The following is a 23209-nucleotide window of genomic DNA, read 5'->3' on the forward strand; positions in this document are numbered from 1 at the left end:
TGACATCGACCACTACATCCCAGGCCGTCCAACTCTTCGACACAGCAACCGCTCCATAACCGAGCCCGAAGGGAGTCACGTGACAACCCAGAACCAGCCGAGCCGGTCCGCCGCCTCCTGCTGCACCCGTCGAATCGCCTCCACGTAAATCGTTGGGGAGTCGCTCCGCCCTGGACCCCGCCGGCGTGGCGTTGGCCTACTGGGACGGCTGCCCCCGCCAACGAAAACCGACCATCAAGGCGACCGCTGCCAGCAAGGCGCCGGGCACGGCGGCGGTCCCCGAGGTGAAGTCCGGGGTCACCGTAGGCAGGGTTGATCGGCCCACTGCAAGGGTCGATCTGCGCGACGGCGAATGAGCCATCTCGGCGGGCACCCGTTTCGCGAGCCTACGTGACAGGATTCGGATGGTGGACGGGCGACGCGACGTACGAGCCGTGGTGACCGATCTGGACGGCACGGTCATTCGGGCCGACGGCACGGTGAGCGAGGCGACCTTGGCGGCCTGTCGGGCGCTGCGGGCGGCCGGGATCCCGCTGGTGGCCGCCACCGCCCGGACTCCGGCGGGGATGCGCGCGCTGGGCAGCCTGGCACCGCTGGTCACCGTCGCCGTCTGCTGCACCGGCGCGATCGGGTACGACCCGGTCGGCGACCAGTTCCTCTGGCAGGAACGGATGCCGCATACGACCCTCGCCGGGCTGCTCGACCGCCTCTCTGGGCAGCTGCCGGAGGCGGAGCTGGCGGTCTACGACGGCCGGGCCTGGTTCATGACCGCCGCCTACCGGGCCCTCCGGGGAGCCGACCACTTCGGACCGCGGGCGGTGGTGGAGCGCCGGTGGCTGCACCAAGTCGACGCGTGCGTGGCAGCGGTCTGCCATCCCGGTCTCGACCCGCCCGCGCTGATCACCGCGCTCTCCGCCGTCGGCACCACGCCGGTCGTCGCGACCTTCGGCCAAGCCGGCGACCGGGTCGTCGAGGTGGCGCCGGCCGGCATCGACAAGGCCAGCGGAGTGCTGCGTGCCCTCGCCGCGCTGGATGTGCCGCCCGAGTGCGCCGTCGCGTTCGGCGACATGCCGATCGACCTGCCGATGTTCGCCGTCGTCGGGCTCGGTGTCGCGATGGCGAACGCGCACCCGGAGGTGCTCGTGGCGGCGGGCGACATCACCGGCGGCGTCGACGGAGACGGGTTCGCCGACTGGCTGCGCCGGGAGCGGGTGATCGGCCCGGAGGGCTGACCTCCACGATCATTGGGCAGGGCATGGACCTGTTCTCCGCCTGCCCGGGGGGTGGTTCACCGATCACCGCGACCGGCTGCAGCTGGTCCGGCGAACCTGGCCGAGCGAGGTCGAGACGTCGTACGGCGGGCCTGACGAACCATAGAAGTCTTCGCCTGGACCCAGTTGTGGGAGCCAGTGAGGCGAACTGGGCCGGACGAAACCGAACCCAGTGACTTGCCGAGCGTGCGACGACAACGGGATCTCGGACCGCACCGGACGTGCTGGAAGCGGTCTGGGAATCTACGGCTCAGATGCTGCCGTACAGCCACCGGTACAGCCAAGCCCACCGACCAGCGGCGGACGAGAGCGGCGCCGGCCGACGCGCGGTGCAGGTCAGCGAGGGCGGCCGACACTTGCCGACAGGTCGCGTGATCTTTGCAAGCCAGGGGTCGGCGACGCTCTCGCCGGCGGTCGTGGGGAGCGACCCGGCGTGCCGTTGGGCCAGGACAGCAGGGGCAAGCTGAGGCCACGAGAGACCACCGAGAGCAGGCCACCAACCCAGTAGACAGCCGGACAACGACAATTCCGAAGCTGGGCGGACCGGAACGTCCACGCCGCGGCAGCTCGTCTACCCACCACATCGCGAGCCGGCACACGTAGCACCACAGCCGGTGCTCCCAAACTGCTCCCAACGTAAGGGGCACAGCCGAAGACGCGTCGGCCGGGATCATCGACTCCCATAGCGTCAAGGGCGCCGACACCGTACCGCGAACCAGCCGCGGCTACGACGCGAACAAGAAAGTCAACGGCCGGCGGCGATGCTTCTCCGACCGCCCACCTGTGCGCGCCGGTGGCAGCGCGGCTCCGCACACTCAATTCGGCACGACTGCGCGGTCAGCGGCAGAACAGGATGGCCACGCCCCGCCGGATGGAACCCGTGTCGCCAGCGATCCGTCACAGTGGAATGATGCGTCTCCTCGCTGCCGGCCTGAGTCTGGTGCTGCTTACTGCCTGCAGCCCCGCCGGCCGCGGGGGTCAGCGCGAGGTCCGCCCGCACGTACCTGCTGTAGACGAACGTGACGACACGTCGTCGACGCGAGGGTCGGTCGCGTAATACTTCTCCCCTCCGCAGCCCTACCCGGGCCCGACGTGGACCACGGGAAGCCGTCCGGTCGACGGACGGGAGTTGAACAGCATCGCCGGACCGGATCACTGCGACTGGCAGAGCGCGGTGATGATGCACCTCGGGTGGCCGCTGGGCACCGTCTCTCAGTCGACCGCCGAGATCCGCCAGTTCATCCGTGACCCCGACGGGGTCATCGGTTATGGGGTTCGCGACAAACTGGCGATCGCCACCGACCTGCCTGATGATGCCCGCGACACCGGATATCGCAACGGCGAACTCGAGCTCTGGCTCTCAACGTCGGATCCGGACGCGGCATACCTGCGGGCAGGAGATGACGTCGAGCGTTGGCCGAGAGCCGATCCCGTTGTCGCCTGCCGCTAGGCGTCCGCCATAACGTCCTCAATTCGGCATATCCGGTCGTCTCGGACGCGCTGGCAGCGGCAGATGCGGATGTTCGTCTTGTTGGCGTGGCGGCTTCTATTCGTCGACGGCTGCTCGGCCGTTGACCCCCGGTGGGGCGATCTGCTTGGCTGCGTCCGCGACGACCTTGCGACTCCCACTCGAGAGACCGGAGAAAGTTATGTCCTTCACTGCCGCGATCAGGTCGGTTCTTACTCAGTACGTCGGCTTCACGGGTCGGGCCCGCCGGTCTGAGTACTGGTGGTTCGCCCTGTTCACCGTCCTTGTCGGTCTTGCCGCTGCCATCCTGGATGGTGTGCTGGGAACGACTCTCGGGTCGCGCGGGTCCACCGGTGTCATTGGCATCATCGTCAACCTGGCGCTGCTGCTGCCGACGCTGGCGGTCGGGGTGCGACGCTTGCACGACACCGACCGGTCGGGGTGGTGGCTGCTGATCGGACTGGTGCCGATCGTGGGCGCCATCGTCCTGCTGGTGTTCTTTGTGTTGGACAGCACGCCCGGGACGAACCGTTTCGGCGCCAACCCCAAGGAGCGGCCGCTGCCCGTGCCCAGCATCGCGTGACCATCCCAAAATCTTGACCGCCTGGCGGCGCTTGCCAGCTTCGAGTGGAGCAGGCTGGCCGGTTTGCCTCACCACCGGCCAGCCAACTCTTGCCCGGAGCGGACCGGGCGGGCGCCGCCTCGCGATCTGCAGCAAATGAGGATGTTTTGGCGCGGGCGGTGTCGGCCAGACCGACGTGGCAACTGGCTAACTCGCTGCCCGAAACTGAGCTGCCAAGCTCGCTGCATTGGCTGGGTTCACCGGCCGAGTTGACGTTCGAGCTCCTCGAACAGGTCTGTGATTTCGTCTTGGCTGATCCCATCCGGCAATGTTGGAGTGCCGTAGGCAAGCTCGAGCAGCGCTGCCCGCGCGGTCGCAAGCTCATCAGACGTGACATCCAGGATGTGCCATGAGGCGCCAGACGCCGGCACCGGCTGGTTGCGGAGCCGTCTCGCGAAGCCCAACGCGTCCTCGGAGCCTGTGCCGGTTCATATGTTCCACTCGTCGTCCCCCAGGTCGTCCACGACGTGTTCAATCACCTGCGCCCACAGCCGGAACATGCTGGGGTCGCCCGGTAGCTGGTGGCCGGTCGGGTTGAGCCGTATCACGGTGCGGGCGATGGGTACGTCGTCCATGCCGACGATGCGCTCACCCAACATGAACTGGATGTTCTGCCGTTGCCAGCCTCTGGCCAGCTCCAGGGCCGTCGCGCCGTCGGTGTTGCCCTTTCGGTGTCAGCGCCTGCGAGCCGGAGAACGGCCACGACTGCTCGTTCGTCGCGCTCGACGGCATGCATCAGCGCCGTCCGTCCCAGCGCGTCGCCTGCATCGATGTCAGCACCTGCTTGCAGCAGAACGTCTACGGCGGCGTGGTCGCCGCGGCGGGCAGCCAGGACGAGGACGGGGGTTTCGTCCGAACGGCGCTGGTTCGGGTCTGCGCCGTGATCGAACAGGATCCGTAGCACCGCGGGCGCCGCGCGCCGCATCACCGCGCCGACGATGGGCGCCTCTTCGCCCGGCGCTGCGCTGGCCCCAGTTCGCAACAGCAGGCGCAGCGTCTTAAGCGCCGCCGGCCGTGGCCGGTGCTGGCGTAGGCGACTGCATTGGCTAACACGCTGCCACGTACAACCGGCTCTGCCGCGAGCGCCCCGCGCTCGATGAGCAGCTCGGCAACGTCGGGATGGGCTTCGCATACGGCGGCACGCAGCGGGGACCACATATGCGGATCAGTGGATCCGGCGGAGGCACCAGCGTCCAGCAGCAGGCGGACGATTCGCAGGTGGCCGCTGCCGGCGGCCAGGGACAACACAGGCCCGCGGAACCGGCCAGCCGTGACGTTCGGGTCGGCGCCAAGGGTCAGGGCCTCTTCCACGCCAGCATCATCGCCGGCGTTCACGGCATCGACGAGTCTCCGAACGACGTCATGATCCATGGGTGTACGACCGTCCGGCCAGGTGAAGGACGCCGGTCCGTGGAGCCCGCGCTCCTCAATGGCCTCAGCCACCAGCTCGCGCGACCGCTCGACAGCGTCTCGCCATACCGCGTAGCAACTTCAGGACCGACCCAGCGCCCCGGTACGCCATTCCCAGTCCGGGTCGGCGTCGAAGTCAATTGGCAGGGCGCGGGTCCACATGCGAGACCCCGCCGCATGTGCGGCGGGGTCTGCTCACGCGCCGCTGCCGCCACGATCCAGTCAGCAGCAAGGCGTCGAGTCCCTGGGCGACGACCTCAGGGCGTGAAGGTCACCACCGACCCGTTACCGAAGGCATCGACGGTTGCGTACAGCCTTCCGTTGGCCCACTCGAGTGCGGCCGGGGTCGGCACTTCTGCAAACGGCTCAGCACCGCCAGCAGAGACGGTGGAGATGCGATTGCCGAACATCTCCGCGACGTAGATGGTGCCGTCGGGAGCGACGGCGAGGTTCGTCGCGGTGAGGAAGCCCCCGGCGACCTCCGCGACGTGACCGGTGGCGAGGTTGACCGAGTAGACCGAGCCTCGGGCGCCGAGGCTCGGATCCTCCGGGCCGCCGGGCAGGCTCGACACGTAGAGCAGACCGTCCGGACCGAGCTCGACATCCGTGGGTACCGGCTCGAAGTTGTAGGTCTTGCCGACGGTGCATTCGGGCAGCCCGATGCCGGCAGCGACCTCTGCGGTGACTACGAACGGCTGGGGCGGCAGCACCGCGACCGTGCTGATTCTGCCGTTGGGTGCGACGCGGACGATATCGTTACCTGCCGCATCGCCGACGATGCGCGACCCGTCCGGCAGGATCGCGACGGAGTACGGGTGGGACTCGACAATCCCGGGGTAGGGATCGCCGCCGATCTCCGCCGGCACCTGCTCCGCGCACCCCGGTGCGAGCCCCTGGAAGCCATAGCTGTTGACCTGGTCCGGGTTGGCGGTTGCCTCATACGCGCCGACATCGCCGAGAGCCCGTACCTTCCCGCTGGCCAGAACGCGCCTCACCTCGGCGAAGAATCCGTCCTCGCTCTCACCACTGGTGGTGAAGGTCACCGTTCCCGGCCCGTCCGCGGCAACACCCGCGATCTCCGCGCCGGGCGTCGACACGAGGTCGGTCGTACCCTTCTTTCCCACCGCCGTCAGCTTCCCCGCGAAGGACTGGGAGACGTAGACCGTCCCGTCACTACCCACCGCCAACTGGAGCGGCCCGGCCAGCCCGTCGACGATCGGGGCGGATGCGGTTGCGGCCGCCGCGGGCGTCGCCGAAGGCAACACCAACGCCATGGCCGCGACGGCCACGACGGCCGCGTGTGAACGTCTTCGTACCATGCTTGACCCCCTGTTGGACGTACTTGTCCCCCCGTGGCGCGCCCATCGCGCCGGGCAATTGTCACTGCACGTAGGACCTGCGGTTCCGTATCGGTCACGATTCAGACAGTGCCGACCTCAAGAAGGGCCGCAAGGAGGGGTACGACGCCGTCGGCGAGGTGCCTGTAGCTGGCCAACTAGGGCGGTGGCGATGGCTGTTCGGGTGGGCGCCCGCGGGCGCGGGCCGCGTGGGAGATGGCGTTTCCGGCTAATCAGCGGCGCCCCAAGGGGCTCCGCTCTCCTGGCCGGCGAGCTTGACCGCAAGCCAGTCCGCCTCGACCTAGGCCACATGCCTCACGAAACGCCGAGCGTTATCGCACTGGCAGCCGTGGTCGCGCGCAGACCTTTCGTCGAGACCCGACGTCTTCCAGACGAAGGTCCGCCAGCTGCTCTCGAGAACTGACAGCAGGGACTCGGCCTCGGTGGCGGCCGCAGACGGGAAAAGCTGGGAGGCCGTTTCGCTCCCGCTCATCGGCTAGATCCGGTCGTTCAGCGACCGGAGAGCCGGCGCCCTGATCGCGGCAGATAAGTACACCTGATCTTGGGTTCCCTGGCAGCGCACTGATTCGCCGCGGATGATCGCCGGTCGCTACCGCGCGTGTAGTACCGCCGGCCGTAGTTTTAGCGTCATGACGAAGACGCAGACACATACCCTCGCCCTACCGGGCGTCGACCTGGTCTACGACGTTCGCGGCCCGCTCCCACCAGTCGGCGGACGTCCCGCGTTGGTCATGATCGGCCAGCCGATGACAGCGGAAGGCTTCGACTCGCTCGCCGCCCACTTCACGGACCGCACGGTCGTCACCTACGACCCGCGCGGCCTGGGCCGCAGCATCCGCAAGGACGCCCGGTCCGATCACACGCCGCAGCATCAGGCCGCCGACCTGCACCTTCTGGTCGAGGCGCTCGGCGCCGGTCCGGTCGACATGTTCGCCAGCAGCGGCGGTGCAGTGACCGCGCTCGAACTGGTCGCGACCCACCCTGGCGATGTCGTCACGCTGGTGGCGCATGAGCCGCCGATCAACGCCGTGCTACCCGACGCCGCGGCCGCCGAACGCGCCCGGGCCGCCTTCCACGAGGCGTACCAGGCGAAGGGCACCGGCGCGGGCATGGCCGCGTTCATCGCGATGACGTCCTGGCAGGGCGAGTTCACCGACGCCTACTTTGCCCAGCCCGAGCCCGACCCGGTGATGTTCGGCCTGCCGACCGACGACGACGGCACCCGCGACGATCCGCTGCTGTCGAAGAACTCGTGGGCGATCAGCGACTACCGCCCCGACGCGGGGGCGCTCACCGCGGCACCGACCCGGATCGTGATCGCGGTCGGCGAGGAGTCGGCGGGAACGTACACCGCGCGTACGGCCGTCGGCACCGCGGCCCTGCTCGGCCAGGAAGCCACGGTGTTCCCGAGCCATCACGGCGGCTTCCTCGGTGGTCAGTTCGGTTACGCCGGCAAGCCCGAAGAGTTCGCAGCGAGGCTACGAGAGGTTCTGGCCGCCGGTTGACCAACTCGGGTTGCGCAGCCAGCGTCGCACTGCTCCCGGCACGAGCGGATACCGGCACCCAGCGGCCCGAGCACGCTCTGTGGCGAGCTGATCGCGGTGCCATGAGCGTGCACCAGATCGGAACGACTACCGGGACGTCATAGGTGACCTCGGCTGCCTTTCCATAGATAGAGGTCCCGCAGCAGGGATACCTCGGCGCCGTGGTGAATGACCTCGCGGTGTACGTGCAGGATGAGCTTCGCCATCGGTGCATCCGCGTACTCCGGCGGTGAGATGGCGCCTTGCGGCTGAGCTAATCCGGCTGCGCCGAGGTGGCGGACATCGCGGATCCACGCATCGTGCCCGTCGTCGAGCTGGCGCAGTGCTGCCTCGGCGGTGCCCGGGTAGGCGACGGCCCGGTGACCAGCAAGCGAGCCATCGAAGTGGGGTGCGGTCGGTGGCCCGAACACGTCGATGAGGTGCGCCAGCCGCCAGGCGATCGTGGTGACCGGCGCGCGGTCGTGTGGCGGGCTGGCGTAGTCCAAGGTGAATTCGCCTGCGCCGATCGACATCGGCGCAGAACTCTGGCCGCGCCGGCTGAGGGTCCAGGAGCGCAGGTCGACGATGTCGCTCGAGACCTTCGCCGACCGCACCAGTGAGGTGCCGCGGACCAGCACTGGGCCTGCTCCGGTGTCGGCCCGCCAGAACTTCGCCGCCTCCTGATCGGTGCCGAGCAGGAGCAGCAGCGGGCGTCGTCCACCACCGGTGATCAACACCCTGGCCAGACCCTTGTGGGTGTAGTCGAGCTTCAGGTTGCCGGAGTCGTACGACGACGCCACGGAACCTTCTAGCACCTTGACCGTGGGCGCCGAGGAGTAGCGCAGGACCGCCGTGCCGGCCACGCCGTCCGTGCCGTACAGCACCGCGACGTCCCGGCCGCCGATGTACGCGTGGGTCAGGATCTCGGAACTGGATACGGCGAGGCGCTGGCCGCCCAGGTCGTAGCCGGCCACCAGGACCTTGGCGTCGCGGCCCTTCACCCGCACGGGCACTGTGTAGGCGCCGTCCGGCGCCGTCCACGCCAGGTTGGCGGATTCGTCGGCGGACGTCGTACGGTCCGCGTGGCGAACGAGGACGAACTGGGTGCCGGTGTCGGGGTTGGCGCGGGCCTCGGTGTGCACGGCGGCGTTGTCCGAGACGGGCGCGGTGGCCGGGTCGGTCTTCGTCAGCGGCGACACCGAGGTGACGAAGTAGGCCTGCCGCTTGAACTCGTCGTACTTCGTGGTGAGCTGGCGATTCTCGGTGATCGCCGAACCGTAGTCATAGGACGTGCCGACGTCGTTGGGCTGGGGCAGCCAGCCCCAGTTGGTGCCGCCAAAGGCCATGTAGTAGCTGAACATCGTCGCGCCGCTGGTGATGAGGTTCGATTTGTAGAAGACCTTCATATAGTTCGACCCGGTCAATTCGCGGCATTTCTCGTATCCGGCGTTGTTCGGATCGATGGACCCGGCCTGATACTCGGCAGCGTAGACCGGGGCATCATCGCGGAGCCGCTCCGTGATGCCCGGCCCCCACGTACCCCAGACGTCCGGAGTGCAGCAGTTGAAGGCCTGCGGGTAGTCGTCCACTCCGGGGATCTGTACCGCCCCCTGCCCCGAGGCCCAGGTGGGGGTCCAGGAGGCGTCGCAGCATTGGTTGTGCGTGATCGGTACGTCGATGCCGTCCTCGCGCGCCTTGTTCTGGATGTCCTCCATATAGGCGGCATCGGTGTTGGCGGCGTACTCGTTCTCCGCGTTGTAGACGATGACCGAGCCGCCGCGGGTGATCTAGTGCCTGGCGAGGATGGGGTTGATATGACTCAGCCAGTCCCGGTAGGCGGCGGTGTAGCCCGCATCACTGGAGCGCGCCCGGCCCGGCACGTTCTTCAGCCACGCCGGGAAGCCGCCGCCGGTGGTCTCCGCATTGATGTACGGCCCCGGCCGTGCCACGACATAGAGGCCCAACTCCTCGGTGATGCTGAGCAGCTTGTCGACGTCCCGCACCCCGGTGAAGTCATAGACTCCCGCCTTTGGCGAGTGATAGCCCCAGTGGAAGTAGAGGGAGACACCGTTGAACCCGGCGGCCCTGATCTTCTCCAGGGCATCGCGCCACAGATCGGGGCTGGGCAGCCGGAAGTAGTGGAACTCCCCCGACCACAGCAGGACTCGTTGACCATCGACCTTCAGCGAGTACCTGTCATAGGTGACCTGATGGTCCTTCGCCGTGGCCCCGGTCGCCGCCGAGACGGTCACCGTCAGCACAGCAGCGATCGCGGTGATGATGGCGAGCAGGATCGAGACCGATCTTCGGGAGCTACCTCTCACGCCTACATTCCTTTCGAGGGTGGGACCAGGGGTACCCCTGCAAGATCACGACAACTGGGTGGTGATCTTGCAGAAGTGGTCCTGTCGTTTACTGGCGCGGGGATCTGAGTGGCGGTGATGGCGGAGATGGTGGCGTCGCCGACCTGGGGACGAACTCCAGGTCGAGGACGCCGGTTCTCGATGGGCCGATGGGGGCGCCCCGCCCCCACCCCCGAGGGGGGCGGGGCACCGGTCTGCGACTACTTGGTGAAGGAGAACGTGCTCAGCCGGAGGTCTCCGCTGAACACGAGGTAGACGTCATGCCGGCCGGTGGCTCCGGTGACCGCGGCGGTGACGTCCCGGTAGGTGTACTTGTCTCCGGTGGACGGCACGCTCACGGTGCCGACGACCGGGCCGTTCGCGCCGTCGAGCCGGATCTGGACCGACCCGTCGCCCGCGTCGGCCTTCGCCGTCCGGGCTTTGAAGCCCTTCAGTCCAGAGCCGAGGTCGGCGTCCGCGAACTTGATCCAGTCGCCGGTGGCGCCGCCGACTGCGGTGCCGGTCGCCTTGGACTCGTCGACGAGCTTGGCACCGGAGTAGTCGTCGAATGTAATCGCCTGGGTCGTCTTCGACAGGTCCCGGGCGGGGATCTTCTCACCGTTGACCCGCAGCGTCGTCCGCTGGCGGATGTCGGCGGAGGAGGAGCCGATGAGCACGTCATAGGAGGACGACTCCACCACCCAGTTGCCGCGGGTGACGTCCCAGTGCGCCAGGTCGGCCGCCTTCAGCCGGAGCTGCACGGACTTGGTCTGGCCCGCGCCCAAGTGCACCTTGGCGAAGGTGCGCAGCTGCTTGACCGGCTGCTTGTCGCGGGAGGTCCGCTGGTGGGTGTAGAGCTGGACCACCTCGTCTCCGGCGACCTTGCTGGTGTTGGTGACATCGACGCTCACCGTGACGGTGCCGCCGGCACCGACCTGGCCGGCCGACAGCCGTGGCGTGCCGTACCTGAAAGTGCTGTACGACAGGCCGGACCCGAACGGGTAGAGCGGGGTGCCCTGGTAGTAGAGGTAGGTCCGGTTGGACTTGATGATGTCGTAGTCGAACATGCTCGGCAGGTCGGCGTCGGACTTGTACCAGGTCTGGGTCAGCCGCCCGGACGGGTTGACGTCGCCGAACAGCACGTCGGCCAGTGCATGCCCGGTCTCCGGCCCCGCGTGCGTGGTCCACAGGATGGCCGGAACGTTGGCCTGCTCCCAGTTGAGGGTGGTCGGGTAGCTGTTCTCCACCACCACAATCGTGTTCGGGTTGGCCTTACGCACCGCCTTGACGAGCTCCTCCTGGCCCTCCGCGAGCGCCATGGTGGTCCGGTCGTGGTCCTCACGGCCATTGATCCACGGGTTGCTGCCGACCACCACCACCGCTGTGTCGGCACCCGTCACGGCCTTGACCGCCTCATCGACACCGCTGCTGACCACCTCCTTGGAGAACTTGGTGGCGTCCGCCTTGGTGGAGAGCTGCAAGGTGCCGTCGTCGGCGACCTTCGCGTAGACGGTCGACGGATCGGCCCAGCCGTAGGCCTTCTCGTAGCCTGCGTAGCGGAGCAGGTAGTTGCCGTCGTCCTGCTTCTCCAGCTTGAAGATCTGCTGGACGAACCAGCCGTTGGGCTCAGACTGGTCGTTGGCGAAGTTGGAGCCCCAGTTGTAGCGCCCGACGACCTTGCCGTTGGCGACGGCGCGTAGGGTGACGATGCCCTGGCCCCAGTCGAAGACGTCGAACTGCTCAGTAGTGCCCGCCGTGGCGGCAGTCGCCTTGAGCAGCGCACCGCCGTCACCGGTCCCCGCAGTGACGTACTTACCAGAACCGACGTCCTTGAGCGCGATGCGGTCGGCGCCCTCGCTGTCGGTCACGGTGCCGGAGGAGCCGAGCCGCTCCTTGATACCGTCCACCGGGGTGACCTTGTACGGCAGCTCCGCGGAGTACCAGTCCCGGTAGAGGACCTTGGCCAGCGGGCCGACCACGGCGACCTTCTTGGTCTTGGCCGCGTCGAGGGGCAGGATCCCGGAGTTCTTCAGCAGCACCTGTGCATCGGCGGCGGTCTGCCGGGCCAGCTTCTTGTGCGCGGTGTTGCCGATCACCGACGAGGTGATCTTGGCGTACGGGCCGCCGTCGGGGTCGAACTCGCCGAGCCGGACCCGGATGCTGAGGGCGTCGCGCACCGCTGCGTCGATGTCGGCCTCGGTGAGCAGCCCCTGCGCCAGGGCGTTCTTGATCGCGTTGACCGTCCTGCTGTTGTCGCCGTTGCCGATGGTGAAGCTGTCGTTGCCGGATTTGACGACGGCGGCGAACGCCTCGGTGTCGTTGGCGTAGTACTTCTGCGACTCGCTCAGGCCGCCGGGCGCGTAGGCGTCGCTAACGTGGAACAGCGGCTTCTTGGTCCACGAGCGAGCCACCGTGTTCAGGTCCGCGCTGACGGTCGCGGGCCGCCCGTTGACCAGGTTGTAGGAGGTCATCACGCCGGTCGCCGCGTCGGCCGCCAGGGTCGGCCGGAACGCCTCCCGGTCGTATTCGTTCAGCACGCGCTCGGGTACCTGCGAGTCGGTGGTGTCCCGGTCCAGCCCCGAGCCGGCGGGTCCGTCGTCGTTGTTGTACGCCAGATAGTGCTTGAGCGTCGGCGCGGTCAGTAGGTACTTGGGATTGCCGCCCTGCAGGCCCTTGCCATACGCGGTGGCGATCGCGCCGGTCAGCGTCGGGTCCTCGGAGTAACCCTCCTCGTTGCGGCCCCAGCGGGGGTCGCGCAGCAGGTTGGTGACCGGGGCCCACATGTTCAGGCCCCACAGCATCCGCTCATCGTTGGTGGCGTGGTAACCGCGCGCCTCGACACCGGTCGCCCGGCCGACCTGCTTGATCAGCTCCGGGTCCCACGTGCTGGCCAGCCCGATGGCCTGCGGGAACACCGTGCCCTTGGCCAGCACTTGGTTGCCGGAGGCGTCGCTGGTCCATGCGACGCCGTGCAACGCTTCGGTGCCCGTCTTGAAGGCCTTGATGCCCAGCCTGGGGATGGCCGGCTGGTATTGGTGCAGCAGCGAGATCTTCTCATCCAGGGTCAGTCGCCCGAGGAGATCGTCGACCCGCTTGCTCAACGAGAGATCCGGGTTCTGGAAGGGGTAGCTCTCCTGGGCGTTCGCCGGGGCGGCCAGACCCAGGGCCAGCACGGCCGTGATCATGGTCGGTACCAGTGATCTGCGGAATCGGCCCGGTGAACGGGCCGCCCGATGGGTGGGTTTCATTGTGTCCTCCTCGATAGGTGAAGCACTTCACTGAAACTGTTGAGCCCATCGCCCGATATTCCTGTTGGCCGTCAGCAGTTATCTAATGCGGACGACCAATCGGCAAAGTGTGTCATCAGCGCAAGAGTCGAAGCGTTTCGAATCCGCTCAATAACAGACATTATTTCGTCCCGTTCTCCTTAAACTTCGTTGACGTGCGGGGCGGTGCTGGCGCGTTGAGTCAGGCGTGGCGGCAGCAGCGTTGCCTCCGGCACCTCATGCCCGTCCAGCTTTTCCATGAGCAGTTCGACGGCCCGTTTCCCCACCTCTTCGGCCGGGATGGCGACCGAGGTGAGCGGCAACTCGGCGTGCTCGGCGAGTTCGTCGGGGCAGATGGCGACCACCGACAGGTCGTCGGGAACCCGCCGACCGGCCCGCCGGAACGCGTCCACGATCGGTGCGACGATCGGCTCGTTGTGCACCACCACCCCGGTCAGGTCAGGGTGCTCGTCGAGCAGCGTCGCGACCATCGCACGGGCGGCGTCGGGAGTCGCCTCGCACGGGTGCAGCGTCGAGGTGAGGCCATAGCGGCGGGCCGCGGCCATGAAACCGTCCGCGGTCCGCTGCGCGAACCCGGTCTCCCGCTCGTAGACCTCGGACGGTGAACCGATTAGCCCTACGCAGCGGTGCCCGAAATCGGCCAGATGGTCGACACAGACTTCACCAGCCGCCTTGAAGTCCAGGTCTATGCAGGTGAGCCCGGCGGATTCTGCGGGGAAGCCGATGAGCACCGCGGGCCGGTCCAAGGTGCGCAGCAACGGGATGCGCGCGTCGCGCATCTGGACGTCCATCACGATGAGCGCGTCGACCAGGGAACTGCCGGCGACCCGGCGCAGCCCTTCCTCGCCCTCCTCCTGGGTGAGCAGCAGCACGTCATGATCGTGCCGACGGGCCGTGGTCACCACGGAGACCGCGAACTGCATCACAACCGGGACGTGGATACCGGAACGCAACGGGATCACCAACGCGAGCACGTTCGAGCGATTGCTCGCCAGCGCGCGGGCCCCCGCGTGCGGGCGGTAGCCCAGCTCCCGGATGCTCTCCCCCACCCGGCGCCGGGTCTCCTCTGAGATGGAACGCTTGCCGCTCAGCACATAGGAGACCGTGCTCGGCGACACGCCAGCATGGCGCGCCACGTCAGTGATCTTGACCACGAACCACCCCTATTTGAAGCGTTTCGATTAACTGAATATTAAACGGGTCACACCTCCGACACAATGGCATGGGCGGAGATGATGTCCCGATACCAGAAGGCGCTGTCCTTCCACGTGCGCCGCTGCGGCTCGTAGTCGGCATGGATGATGCCAAAACGCTTTGAGTAGCCGTACGCCCACTCGAACTTGTCGAGCATGGACCAGGCGAAATAGCCTCGTACACCCACTCCGGCGTCGATGGACCGGCCGAGCGCCTCAAGATGGTCATGCAGATATGCGACCCGGCGACCGTCGTGCACCCGTCCCTCCGGGGTTACCCGGTCGTCGAACGCGGCGCCGTTCTCAGTGATCATCAATGGCAGCCCCGGTGGTCGCGGTGCAGCCGCAGCAGCAACTCTTCCACCCCGGTCGCATCGATGGGCAAGCCCATCTCCGTGTAGGGCCCGGGCTGCTGGACGAACTCGACGTCGTCACACCCCACCCACGGCGAGGCCGTGCCGTCGCCGCGCCCGTCCGCCTGCGGCAGCACCCTCGGCCAGGAGATCGAGAACCGGTAGGCGCCCAGGCCCAAGGCGCTCATCGCCTCGACGTCCTCCTGCCACCGGTGATAATGGTCGGTCGCCACGTCGCCGGTGTCACCGGCCAGCACCTTGCCTGGCGTATGACTGAACGTGTCCCAGATCGACGCGGTCCGGCCGTCCTCCTCCACCGCGCCCTCGATCTGGTACGCGGCAGTGGCCGCGCCCGACAGGAAGCCCTCCGGGAAGACCGTGCTCGTGTTCGCGCTCATGCGACCCCCCTGACGACAAGCGTGTCCTCTGCGGCCTGGACGAGTACGCCCTGTTCGTGCTCGGTGGCCGTGCCCCCCTCGACGGACCCGACCGACCGTACACGGACGAGGAGGACCCGCCAGCCTGTTGCGGCGCCGGTCGCCTCGACCCGTACGACGTCCGCCTCGCGGGAGGTCATGAACGTCGCAGCGGTCTCCCCGGTCGGCGCCGGGATCGCGGTCGCGACATGGGCACCGTCGGGCAACTCGTACACACGCAGCGTGACACCGTCGGCGTAGTCGTAGTCGGGCCGGTCGTCGACCGCGCCGACCGGAAGCACCGCACCGGGTCGTACGAGCAGCGGCACGCTGTCGAAGCCATGACGTTCGCGGACCCACCGTGGCCCGGCGACCTGCTCTCCCGTGAGGTAGTGCGTCCACGTCCCCTCGGGCACGTAGTAGGAGACCTCACCGCTCTCGGAGAACACGGGTGCGACGAGCAGATCGTCGCCGAGCATGTACTGCCGCTCCAGATGCGTGCACGCCGGATCGTCGGGGAACTCGACGACCATCGCCCGCATGATCGGCAGTCCCTCGGTGCAGGCCTGCCGCGCCGCTCCGGTGATGTACGGCATGAGCCGCAGCTTCAGCTTGGTGAACAGCCGGAGCACGTCGACGGACTCGTCGTCGAACAGCCACGGAACCCGGTAGGAGTGGCTGCCGTGCAGCCGGCTGTGCGAGGAGAGCAGGCCGAACGCGATCCACCGCTTGAACAGGGCGGCGTCAGGGGTTCCCTCGAAGCCCCCGATGTCGTGGCTCCAGTAGCCGAAACCCGACATCCCGAGCGACAGGCCGCCGCGCAGGCTCTCACCCATCGCCTTGAAGGTGGACTCGCAGTCGCCGCCCCAGTGGACCGGGAATTGCTGGGTGCCCGCTGTGGCCGAACGCGCGAAGACGATCGCCTCGGCCTCTCCGCGGCGCTTACGGAGGAGGTCGAACACCGTCTGGTTGTAGAGGTAGGTGTAGTAGTTGTGCATCCGCTCCGGATCGGAGCCATCGAAGTACACCACGTCGGTCGGGATGCGCTCGCCGAAGTCGGTCTTGAAACAGTCGACGCCCATGTCGAGCAGCGCGTCCAGCTTCGAGGCGTACCACTCCCGGGCCTCAGGGTTGGTGAAGTCGACCACCGCCATCCCCGGCTGCCACAGGTCCCACTGCCACACGTCCCCATTCGGCCGCTTGAGCAGGTAGCCCCTGGACTGACCGTCCGCGAACAGCGGCGAGCGTTGCGCGATATACGGGTTGATCCACAGGCTGATCTTCAGTCCCCGCTCCTTCATCCGCCTGAGCATCCCGGGCGGGTCGGGGAAGGTCCTCGGATCCCACTCGAAGTCACACCAGTTGAACTCGCGCATCCAAAAACAGTCGAAGTGGAAGACCGACAGCGGCAGATCCCGCTCGGCCATCCCGTCAATGAAGCTGGTCACCGTCGCCTCGTCGTACGACGTGGTGAACGAGGTGGACAGCCACAGGCCGTACGACCACACGGGCAGCCGCGCGGGACGCCCGGTCAGCGCGGTGTACTTGCGCAGGATCTCCTTCGGCGTCGGACCGTAGATGATGAAGTACTCCATCGACTGGCCCTCGACGCTGAACTGCACCCGCGATACCGCCTCCGAGGCGACCTCGAAGGACACATGCCCGGGGTGGTTGACGAAGATGCCGTAGCCGGCGTTGGTGAGGAAGAACGGGACGTTCTTGTATGCCTGCTCGCTGGCGGTGCCGCCATCGGCGTTCCAGACATCGACGACCTGGCCGTTCTTGACCAGCGGCCCGAAGCGTTCACCCAGCCCGTAGACGTGGTGGTCGACGCCGAGATCCAGCTGTTCCCGCACGTAGTGCTTGCCGTCGTCGGTGTCGATGACAGCCATGGCCGTCGATCCACTCGTGGTGAGCGTACGACCGTCGGCCAGGAAGTCGACGCGCCACTGGTCGCCCCGGTCGATCCGTACGGACAACTCACCCGAGGTGAGGACAGCGGCCTCGTCGTCCACCGAGATCTCCACCTCGGCGGGCCCGTCCTGCAGCTCGAACTCCGGCCGTCGCGCCTCTCCCGCAAAGTGGGTGATCTTGACACCGATGACCTCCGGCACGGGGCTCGTGCACGCGATCGTGACGACCGGACCCTCGAGCAGGTCACCTCGATGCTGGATCCGCTTGACGGGCGCGTGCACCGTCAGGGATCCGGGCCCGGTCGTCGCGTCAAGAACCTCGACCGGGTGGACGGCATGCACGCCCTCCCGCATCAGCCAGTAGCCATCGGTGAACTTCATGTACGGGGAGTACCTCTCACGCTCGAAGGGGCTGAGCTCACTTGATCGCGCCCGCTGTCAGGCCGCGGGTCAGGGTCCGCTGGAAGATCAGAAAGAAGATGACCGTCGGGATGATGCCGAGCAGTGCCGAGGCGCTCGACATCGTGGCGTCCATGAGTCGCTGGCCCTGCAGAACACCCAGGGCAACCGAGACCGTCTGGTTCTCATTCGAAGTCAGGAACACGAGCGGGATCAGGAACTCGTTCCAGGTCCAGATGAAGAAGAAGACCAGCAGCACGGCGACGGTCGGGCGGGTGACCGGGACGACGATCCGCCACAGCACCTGCCACGTGCTCGCCCCGTCCATCCGCGCCGCCTCGAGCAACGCCCGCGGGAAGGAACCGAGGACCGACGACAGGAGATAGGTCCCGAAGGCGCTCTGGATAACGGTGAAGATGATGATCACGCTAAGGCGGCTGTCGTAGAGGCCCACTTGCTTCGACAGGTAGTAAAGCGGGTATACCAACGCCTCCTGCGGCAGCGTGTTCGCCATGAGCAACAGGACGAGAATCCATAGCCGGCCCTTGATCCGGCCGATGCCGAGGGCGTAGGCGTTCAGAACCGACAGGATCACCGCGAAGGCGGCGACAGAGCCGCTGATGATGACACTGTTGAGAAGCTTCTCGCCGAAAGCGACGCGCTCCCAGAAGTCCTTCAAGCCCTGCAGATGGATGCCATCGGGTACGGCGAGCGGACCGTTCGTTGAGTACTCCTCGGGGGTCTTCAGCGCGTTGAAGACAACGATCACGAAGGGGATCAGCATCACGAGGACGAGCACGATCAGCGCCGCCAGGACGACGTAATTCGACGGGTCACGCCGTCGCCTCGCTCTGATGGGCGCCTTGATTGGTGGTTCGACCGAAGTAGCGGTCACTGCTCCTCCCCCAGGTCCTTGCTCTGTACGCGCAGGAAGACGACCGTCAGCGCCACGATGATCAGGGTGAGAATGGTGGCGATCGCCGACCCATAGCCCACTTCGGTCTTGTCAAAGAAGTTCTGGAACGAGTAGTACGCCGGCACGTTCGTCGCCCCGCCGGGCCCACCCTTGGTGAGTACGTAGATGTGCCCGAAGACCTTCAGCGAGGCGATGGTGCACCACAGCAGGCACACGAAGGTCTCCGGCCGGATCTGCGGGATCGTGATGTGCCAGAACCGCCGCCACCACGACGCGCCGTCGATCTCAGCCGCCTCGTAGAGCGAGGGATCGACCCGCTGAAGACCCGACATGAAGATGACCAGGGGAAAGCCGATCTGGATCCAGACCATGACCACCATCACGCTCCATATGGCGGTCTTGGGGTCACCCAGCCAGTCGTGTGCGAGTGAGTCCAGGCCGACGGCCTTGAACATCTCGTTGACGGCGCCGTTATCCGGAGCCAGAAGCCAGCTCCACACGATGCCGACGAGCACGACGGGAAGCAGCTGCGGCAGGTAGATGCAGGCGCGCAGCACGCTGGCCGTACGCGGACCGAACTTCTTACCGATGAAGTCCGTGAGCGCCGCCGCAAGCACAAGCCCGATACACGTCGGGATGATCGCCATCGCGATGATCAGCGCCACGTTGTTGCGGAAGGAAGCCCAGAACTCCCCGTCCGAGAACAGCGCCTTGTAGTTGTCCAGGCGCGTCCACTTGGGAGTGCCGATCCCCGGCCACTCGGTGAAGCTGATGCCGATGTTCATGATGAACGGCACGCCGATGACGCCGACGAACAGCAGCAGTCCGGGGAGCAGGTAGAGCCAGTACGCCGCGCGATCACGCGATCGCCCGGTCCGGGGGGGCTTCGGTGGCGTGGGTGGCGGCCGCCGCCCCGCCACCGGTGGCGACGCCGGTGTCGCGCTCGCTGGTCGTGTCATGCCGTGCCTTTCACGAGAGGGCCTTTCGCCGCCTCGCAGGGGCAGTGCGCAGGCGGGCGCACTGCTCCCATGAGGATGCTTCTCAGATCTCTAGTAGTCGGCCGTCACTTGGGCAGGCCGCTGTCGTAGGCCTTCTGCAGGTCGGTCAGGACCTTGTCGGGCGTCACGCTGCCGTTGATGAGCTTCTGGGTCTGCGTCACGAACGTGTCGTAGAAGCCCGCCACCGGCCAGTCCGGGTAGTACGCCAGGGCGTTCTTACCGGTGAGGGTGGTGAAGTTCTTGATCAGTTCCTTGCTCTTGGCATCGGTGACGCCCGCCTCATCGGCGGCCACCGGCACGCCGCCGTTGTTGCCGAGCGTGTTCTGGATGCCCTTCTTCATCGTGATGTCGATGAAGTCGTAGGCCAGGTCCTTGTTCTTGGAGCCCTGCGGAACCACCCAGAGGTTGCCGCTCGAGCCGAGGGTCAGGTTGGTGTCGGGCCACAGGAAGGTGTCCCACTCGAAGTTCTTGATCTCCTTCTGGAACCGGCCGTACCACCAGCTGCCGGAGAACATCATCGGGAACTTGCCGGAGATGAACGTGGTCCCCGCGTCCTCGGCCTTGATGCTCACCGAGTTCTTGGCGATGTAGCCCTTCTTCACCCAGTCGGCGAAGGTGGTCGCGCCGTAGGTCCAGGCTGCGTCGTGGAAGTCGACCTTGCCGGTGTAGCGCTCGAAGTTGTTGACCCAGGTCTGGTCGGCCTTGGTCAGCGCGAGCTGGTAGAGGTACTGCTGCGCCATATACTCCGCGCCCGCGTTGCTGAGCGGGGTGATCCCCTTCTTGGCGAAGGTGTCGAGCGCCGTGACGAACTCGTCGAAGGTGGTGGGGACCTTGAGGTTGTTCTTCTCGAACATGTCCTTGTTGTAGTAGACCTGCAGGTACTCGGCGTAGTTCGGGATGCCGAACCACTTGTCACCGCCCATGACGCCCTTCGCGTCGTACTTGGCGGTGGTCTGAATGGTCGGGCCGAGCAGCTTGTCCCAGCCTCGCTTAGTCACCTGCGGCGTCAGGTCCGTGAGCAGCCCCTGCTTGGACAGCAGGCCCGCGGTGGAGTTGCCCTTGTTGTACTCCATGATGTCTGGAGCATCCTTGGAGTTGAGGACCATGGGCGCCGTCTTCTGGATCTGCTCGAAGCCCTTCTCCTCGAACTTGACCTTCACGCCGGGGTGCGAGGCCTCGAACTCCTTGATGGCCTGGTTCCACGCCACGCCCATCGCGCTGTCGGGGCCCTCGTAGTGCCAGAGCTTGAGCTCCTTGGCAGAGCCGCTCGAGCCGTCGTCACCGCCGCCGCAGGCGGTCAACGCCAGGCTTCCCGCGGCGAGCGCCGCCAGCAGCGCCGCACGCCTACTTCTCTTGAACATCGGGTTCCTCCAAGGGGGTCTGAAGTCTCACGTCAGGTCGCGCCCGAGAGCCTGCGGGCACCTGTGGTTCCCCCGAGCCGGCCGCCCGTACCCGGAGGCATAGGGGTGTCGCTGACATCGCACTCCCTCCCCTGGGTATGGATCGGGCGTGCCGTCGAACCGCATCGTCGAATCGCTTCGATTAGCCAAATGTTAAGCCTCTGTGATGCCGGACACAATGGGGTCACCCGCAAGTGATTGCCCGAAAGTGCATCGAAATCGGCACTGACCTGCGGAAACATTGTGTGGGAACGCTTCCACAAAGGATCTTGCCGGCGGCTCGGCTCCCAACTCGGTCGCCCGATGGGTTTTCACGATGCGAGTGGTCCGTACACGTGACAGCACCCACAACAGCGACGTCCCGAGCCGGGGGCACGAAGGAGGAAACGACGGCGTCACCCAGCTTGGACAGCATGTTGCTCGCCAGCACCGACCCCGAGCGGCTGCGTGCCTGGTACACCGCGGCGCTGAAGCAGCCCTCCGGAATCATCGACCCAGGTTCACCAGACCTGGCTCCTGCCGCCGGAACCACCTCGGCCGGTCGATCGACGGAAAGCCCTGACCCAAGGGGGCCCGGCGGGGAGACGCACCACCGGCGAGGCAGCGGGCGGTGCAGCCGCGGGTGGGCACCGTGGGACGGGTCGGCACTACGATGAGGGCGCGTGGCCGAAGTGGACCGGTCGGGACCGCCGCGTCCGGCTCGGCAGACATCAGAGCCAATGGAGGCACCTGTGAGCAGCGAAGAGTCGAGATTCTCGCCGGTCGCCGCGGAGCTGGCGTCATCGCGGATCGACACGTCGGTGGCGCATCCGGCCCGCCGATACAACTACTGGCTCGGCGGCAAGGACAACTTCCAGGTCGACCGGGAGTCCGGCGACGCGATCGCCGCAGCCTTCCCCGCCGTCCGCATCGCCGCGTTGGAAAACCGTTACTTCCTGCGCCGCGCCGTTTCCTTCCTGTCCGAAGAGGCGGAGATCCGGCAGTTCCTCGACATCGGGACCGGAATCCCGACCGCCAACAACACTCACGAAGTCGCACAGTCCATCGCCCCGCATTCGCGGATCGTCTACGTCGACAACGACCCGATCGTGCTGTCCCACGCCCGCGCCTTGCTCACCAGCTCTCCCGAAGGCGCCACCGCCTACATCGACGCCGACCTGCGCGAGCCGGAGAAGATCCTCAATCATCCGGACCTGCTGCGCACCCTGGACCTGTCCCAACCGGTGGCGCTGATGTTGATCGCGATCACGCACTTCATCGTCGACTCTGAGGACCCGTACGGGATCGTCACCCGGCTGCTCGACGCGCTGCCATCGGGCAGTTATTTGGCTGTCACCAACGTGACCACCGATCTCATGCCGCCAGAGGAAAAGAGGGAGGCCGACGCCGCTGCCACCAGCGGCCGGCACGGCCCGATCCGGTTCCGCAGTCGCGATGAGTTCGCCCGCTTCTTTGACGGGCTCGAGCTGGCGCCTCCGGGGATCGGTCCGGTGGCAGAGTGGCGGGCCGAAAACGAGCCGCAGCCGCGCCCGTCCGCCGCCGACGCTTCCGTCTACGGCGGCGTCGCCCGCAAACCCTGACCGACTCGGCACCGCAGAGAGATGCTGCTTCGTTGGCATCCTGAACTGGTCTCTCGGCGGTGGGCGTTGCCCTTGCCGAAAACCTCATCCGCCCGGGTGGGAGCAGCGGTAAGCGGATCTTGACGGGGCGGCAGGAGCCGGGTCCTCTCCCGACTGTCTCTCCCCCACCCGCGGCATGATGATCGGCTGTGCTGCTTCGACTGGCCTATCTCGGTGTGACGAACGCGTTCGCGTTACTGCGCCTGCTTTCGATGAGCGACCGGGACAAGTACGTGGAGGTCCTGGCGCTGCGCCACCAGATCACGGTCCTTGAGCGACAGCTGGGCAAGACCCGGCCGCGGCTTTTCCCCCAGCGAACGACCGTTCATGGCCGCCCTGCTGCACCTCCCGATGGGGGCCGGGGAAAACGCGTTCGGCTTGGCGGCGACGGGCTCGGCGAATGAGATTTGCGCCGACGTGTGGATCCCCGGTTTCGCGGGCGCGCCGGCGGACGCCCGGCCACGCACCGGCGACGGGCACCGGACCGTACGCGGCGGCGCCGCCGACCTCTACCCCTCATCGGCCGTACACGCCGTGACTATCGCTCTTCCCAGTGAGGCCCTTAGCCACTCTTCGCTCGGGGGCACGGCATCAACGCTACGCTGTCAGGTCGCCACCGAAGCACCGGCCGAAGCGGCGCCTATTGTGACTCCCAGTCCGACGCGGTTCGTTGCAGAACGACCAGGGTGAGCTCTTCGGAGCCGCCGAAGAGGTCTCCAAC

Annotated in this window: 18 protein-coding genes and 3 pseudogenes; 7 read left to right on the top strand and 14 right to left on the bottom strand. The window is 66.9% G+C overall.

The features are described 5' to 3' along the window. The first annotated feature begins 437 nt into the window (after positions 1–437). From ACTWO6_RS21840 to ACTWO6_RS21855, 4 genes and pseudogenes are all read left to right on the top strand, one after another. Positions 438–1232 (top strand): HAD family hydrolase, encoded by a 795-nt coding sequence (locus ACTWO6_RS21840; protein WP_446215672.1) that lies wholly within the window; start codon positions 438–440, stop codon positions 1230–1232. 702 nt (positions 1233–1934) lie between these two features. Continuing rightward, positions 1935–2033, top strand: a pseudogene (locus tag ACTWO6_RS21845) (IS5-like element ISFal3A family transposase); the annotation flags it as partial. Positions 2034–2400: 367 nt separating this feature from the next. Further along, positions 2401–2721 (top strand): hypothetical protein, encoded by a 321-nt coding sequence (locus ACTWO6_RS21850; protein ID WP_446215673.1) that lies wholly within the window; start codon positions 2401–2403, stop codon positions 2719–2721. A 199-nt stretch (positions 2722–2920) separates the two neighbouring features. Then, the gene (locus tag ACTWO6_RS21855; RefSeq protein ID WP_446215674.1) at positions 2921–3322 is read left to right on the top strand and encodes a DUF805 domain-containing protein; all 402 of its coding nucleotides are present in this window, start codon (positions 2921–2923) and stop codon (positions 3320–3322) included. Between the two features lie 236 nt (positions 3323–3558). Here ACTWO6_RS21855 and ACTWO6_RS21860 read toward each other — a convergent pair whose 3' ends face one another. The 5 genes from ACTWO6_RS21860 to ACTWO6_RS21880 all read right to left on the bottom strand — a co-directional run bounded on the left by ACTWO6_RS21860 (position 3559) and on the right by ACTWO6_RS21880 (position 6060). Then, positions 3559–3765, bottom strand: coding sequence for a hypothetical protein (locus ACTWO6_RS21860; RefSeq protein ID WP_446215675.1), 207 nt, complete (start codon positions 3763–3765; stop codon positions 3559–3561). Positions 3766–3789: 24 nt separating this feature from the next. Beyond that, positions 3790–3960, bottom strand: a complete 171-nt coding sequence (locus tag ACTWO6_RS21865; protein WP_446220867.1) for a hypothetical protein — start codon at positions 3958–3960, stop codon at positions 3790–3792. After that, positions 3906–4286 (bottom strand): ankyrin repeat domain-containing protein, encoded by a 381-nt coding sequence (locus tag ACTWO6_RS21870; protein ID WP_446220728.1) that lies wholly within the window; start codon positions 4284–4286, stop codon positions 3906–3908. Before ACTWO6_RS21870 ends, ACTWO6_RS21865 begins: the two co-directional genes overlap by 55 nt. Continuing rightward, complete coding sequence (locus ACTWO6_RS21875; protein WP_446215676.1) at positions 4286–4732, bottom strand: ankyrin repeat domain-containing protein; 447 nt, start codon at positions 4730–4732, stop codon at positions 4286–4288. Before ACTWO6_RS21875 ends, ACTWO6_RS21870 begins: the two co-directional genes overlap by 1 nt. 296 nt (positions 4733–5028) lie before the next feature. Beyond that, positions 5029–6060: a ScyD/ScyE family protein gene (locus ACTWO6_RS21880; RefSeq protein WP_446215677.1), complete on the bottom strand. Its 1032-nt coding sequence runs from the start codon at positions 6058–6060 to the stop codon at positions 5029–5031. A 644-nt stretch (positions 6061–6704) separates the two neighbouring features. On the opposite strand from ACTWO6_RS21880, the gene ACTWO6_RS21885 reads away from it, so the two are divergent. Further along, positions 6705–7634 carry an alpha/beta fold hydrolase gene (locus ACTWO6_RS21885; RefSeq protein WP_446215678.1) on the top strand — a complete coding sequence of 310 codons (930 nt, stop codon included), beginning with the start codon at positions 6705–6707 and terminating at the stop codon, positions 7632–7634. Between the two features lie 137 nt (positions 7635–7771). Here ACTWO6_RS21885 and ACTWO6_RS21890 read toward each other — a convergent pair whose 3' ends face one another. The 9 genes and pseudogenes from ACTWO6_RS21890 to ACTWO6_RS21930 form a co-directional block, all read right to left on the bottom strand. After that, complete coding sequence (locus tag ACTWO6_RS21890; RefSeq protein ID WP_446220729.1) at positions 7772–8185, bottom strand: DinB family protein; 414 nt, start codon at positions 8183–8185, stop codon at positions 7772–7774. Positions 8186–8377: 192 nt separating this feature from the next. Continuing rightward, positions 8378–9976 (bottom strand): annotated as a pseudogene (locus ACTWO6_RS21895) (beta-galactosidase); the annotation flags it as partial. A gap of 239 nt (positions 9977–10215) precedes the next feature. Next, complete coding sequence (locus ACTWO6_RS21900) at positions 10216–13167, bottom strand: glycoside hydrolase family 3 C-terminal domain-containing protein (RefSeq protein ID WP_446215679.1); 2952 nt, start codon at positions 13165–13167, stop codon at positions 10216–10218. Positions 13168–13421: 254 nt separating this feature from the next. Then, entirely contained in the window at positions 13422–14435 is a 1014-nt protein-coding gene (locus ACTWO6_RS21905; protein WP_446215680.1) for a LacI family DNA-binding transcriptional regulator, read from the bottom strand. A gap of 47 nt (positions 14436–14482) precedes the next feature. Further along, positions 14483–15225 (bottom strand): annotated as a pseudogene (locus ACTWO6_RS21910) (family 1 glycosylhydrolase). Next, entirely contained in the window at positions 15222–17537 is a 2316-nt protein-coding gene (gene yicI, locus ACTWO6_RS21915; protein ID WP_446215681.1) for an alpha-xylosidase, read from the bottom strand. The pseudogene ACTWO6_RS21910 and the gene yicI overlap by 4 nt, the downstream one beginning before the upstream one ends. 37 nt (positions 17538–17574) lie before the next feature. After that, positions 17575–18450 (bottom strand): carbohydrate ABC transporter permease, encoded by an 876-nt coding sequence (locus ACTWO6_RS21920; protein ID WP_446215682.1) that lies wholly within the window; start codon positions 18448–18450, stop codon positions 17575–17577. Beyond that, a complete protein-coding gene (locus ACTWO6_RS21925) occupies positions 18447–19430 on the bottom strand; it encodes a carbohydrate ABC transporter permease (RefSeq protein ID WP_446215683.1) in 984 nt (327 codons plus the stop codon). The genes ACTWO6_RS21920 and ACTWO6_RS21925 overlap by 4 nt, the downstream gene beginning before the upstream one ends. A 104-nt stretch (positions 19431–19534) precedes the next feature. Continuing rightward, positions 19535–20830: an ABC transporter substrate-binding protein gene (locus tag ACTWO6_RS21930; protein WP_446215684.1), complete on the bottom strand. Its 1296-nt coding sequence runs from the start codon at positions 20828–20830 to the stop codon at positions 19535–19537. Positions 20831–21588: 758 nt separating this feature from the next. Between ACTWO6_RS21930 and ACTWO6_RS21935 the strand changes: the two genes are divergently transcribed. Both ACTWO6_RS21935 and ACTWO6_RS21940 read left to right on the top strand, forming a co-directional pair. Continuing rightward, entirely contained in the window at positions 21589–22449 is an 861-nt protein-coding gene (locus ACTWO6_RS21935; protein ID WP_446220730.1) for an SAM-dependent methyltransferase, read from the top strand. Positions 22450–22637: 188 nt separating this feature from the next. Next, positions 22638–22892, top strand: coding sequence for a hypothetical protein (locus ACTWO6_RS21940; RefSeq protein WP_446220868.1), 255 nt, complete (start codon positions 22638–22640; stop codon positions 22890–22892). Positions 22893–23209 lie beyond the last annotated feature (317 nt).

It is taken from the genome of Micromonospora sp. IBHARD004 (assembly GCF_052814115.1).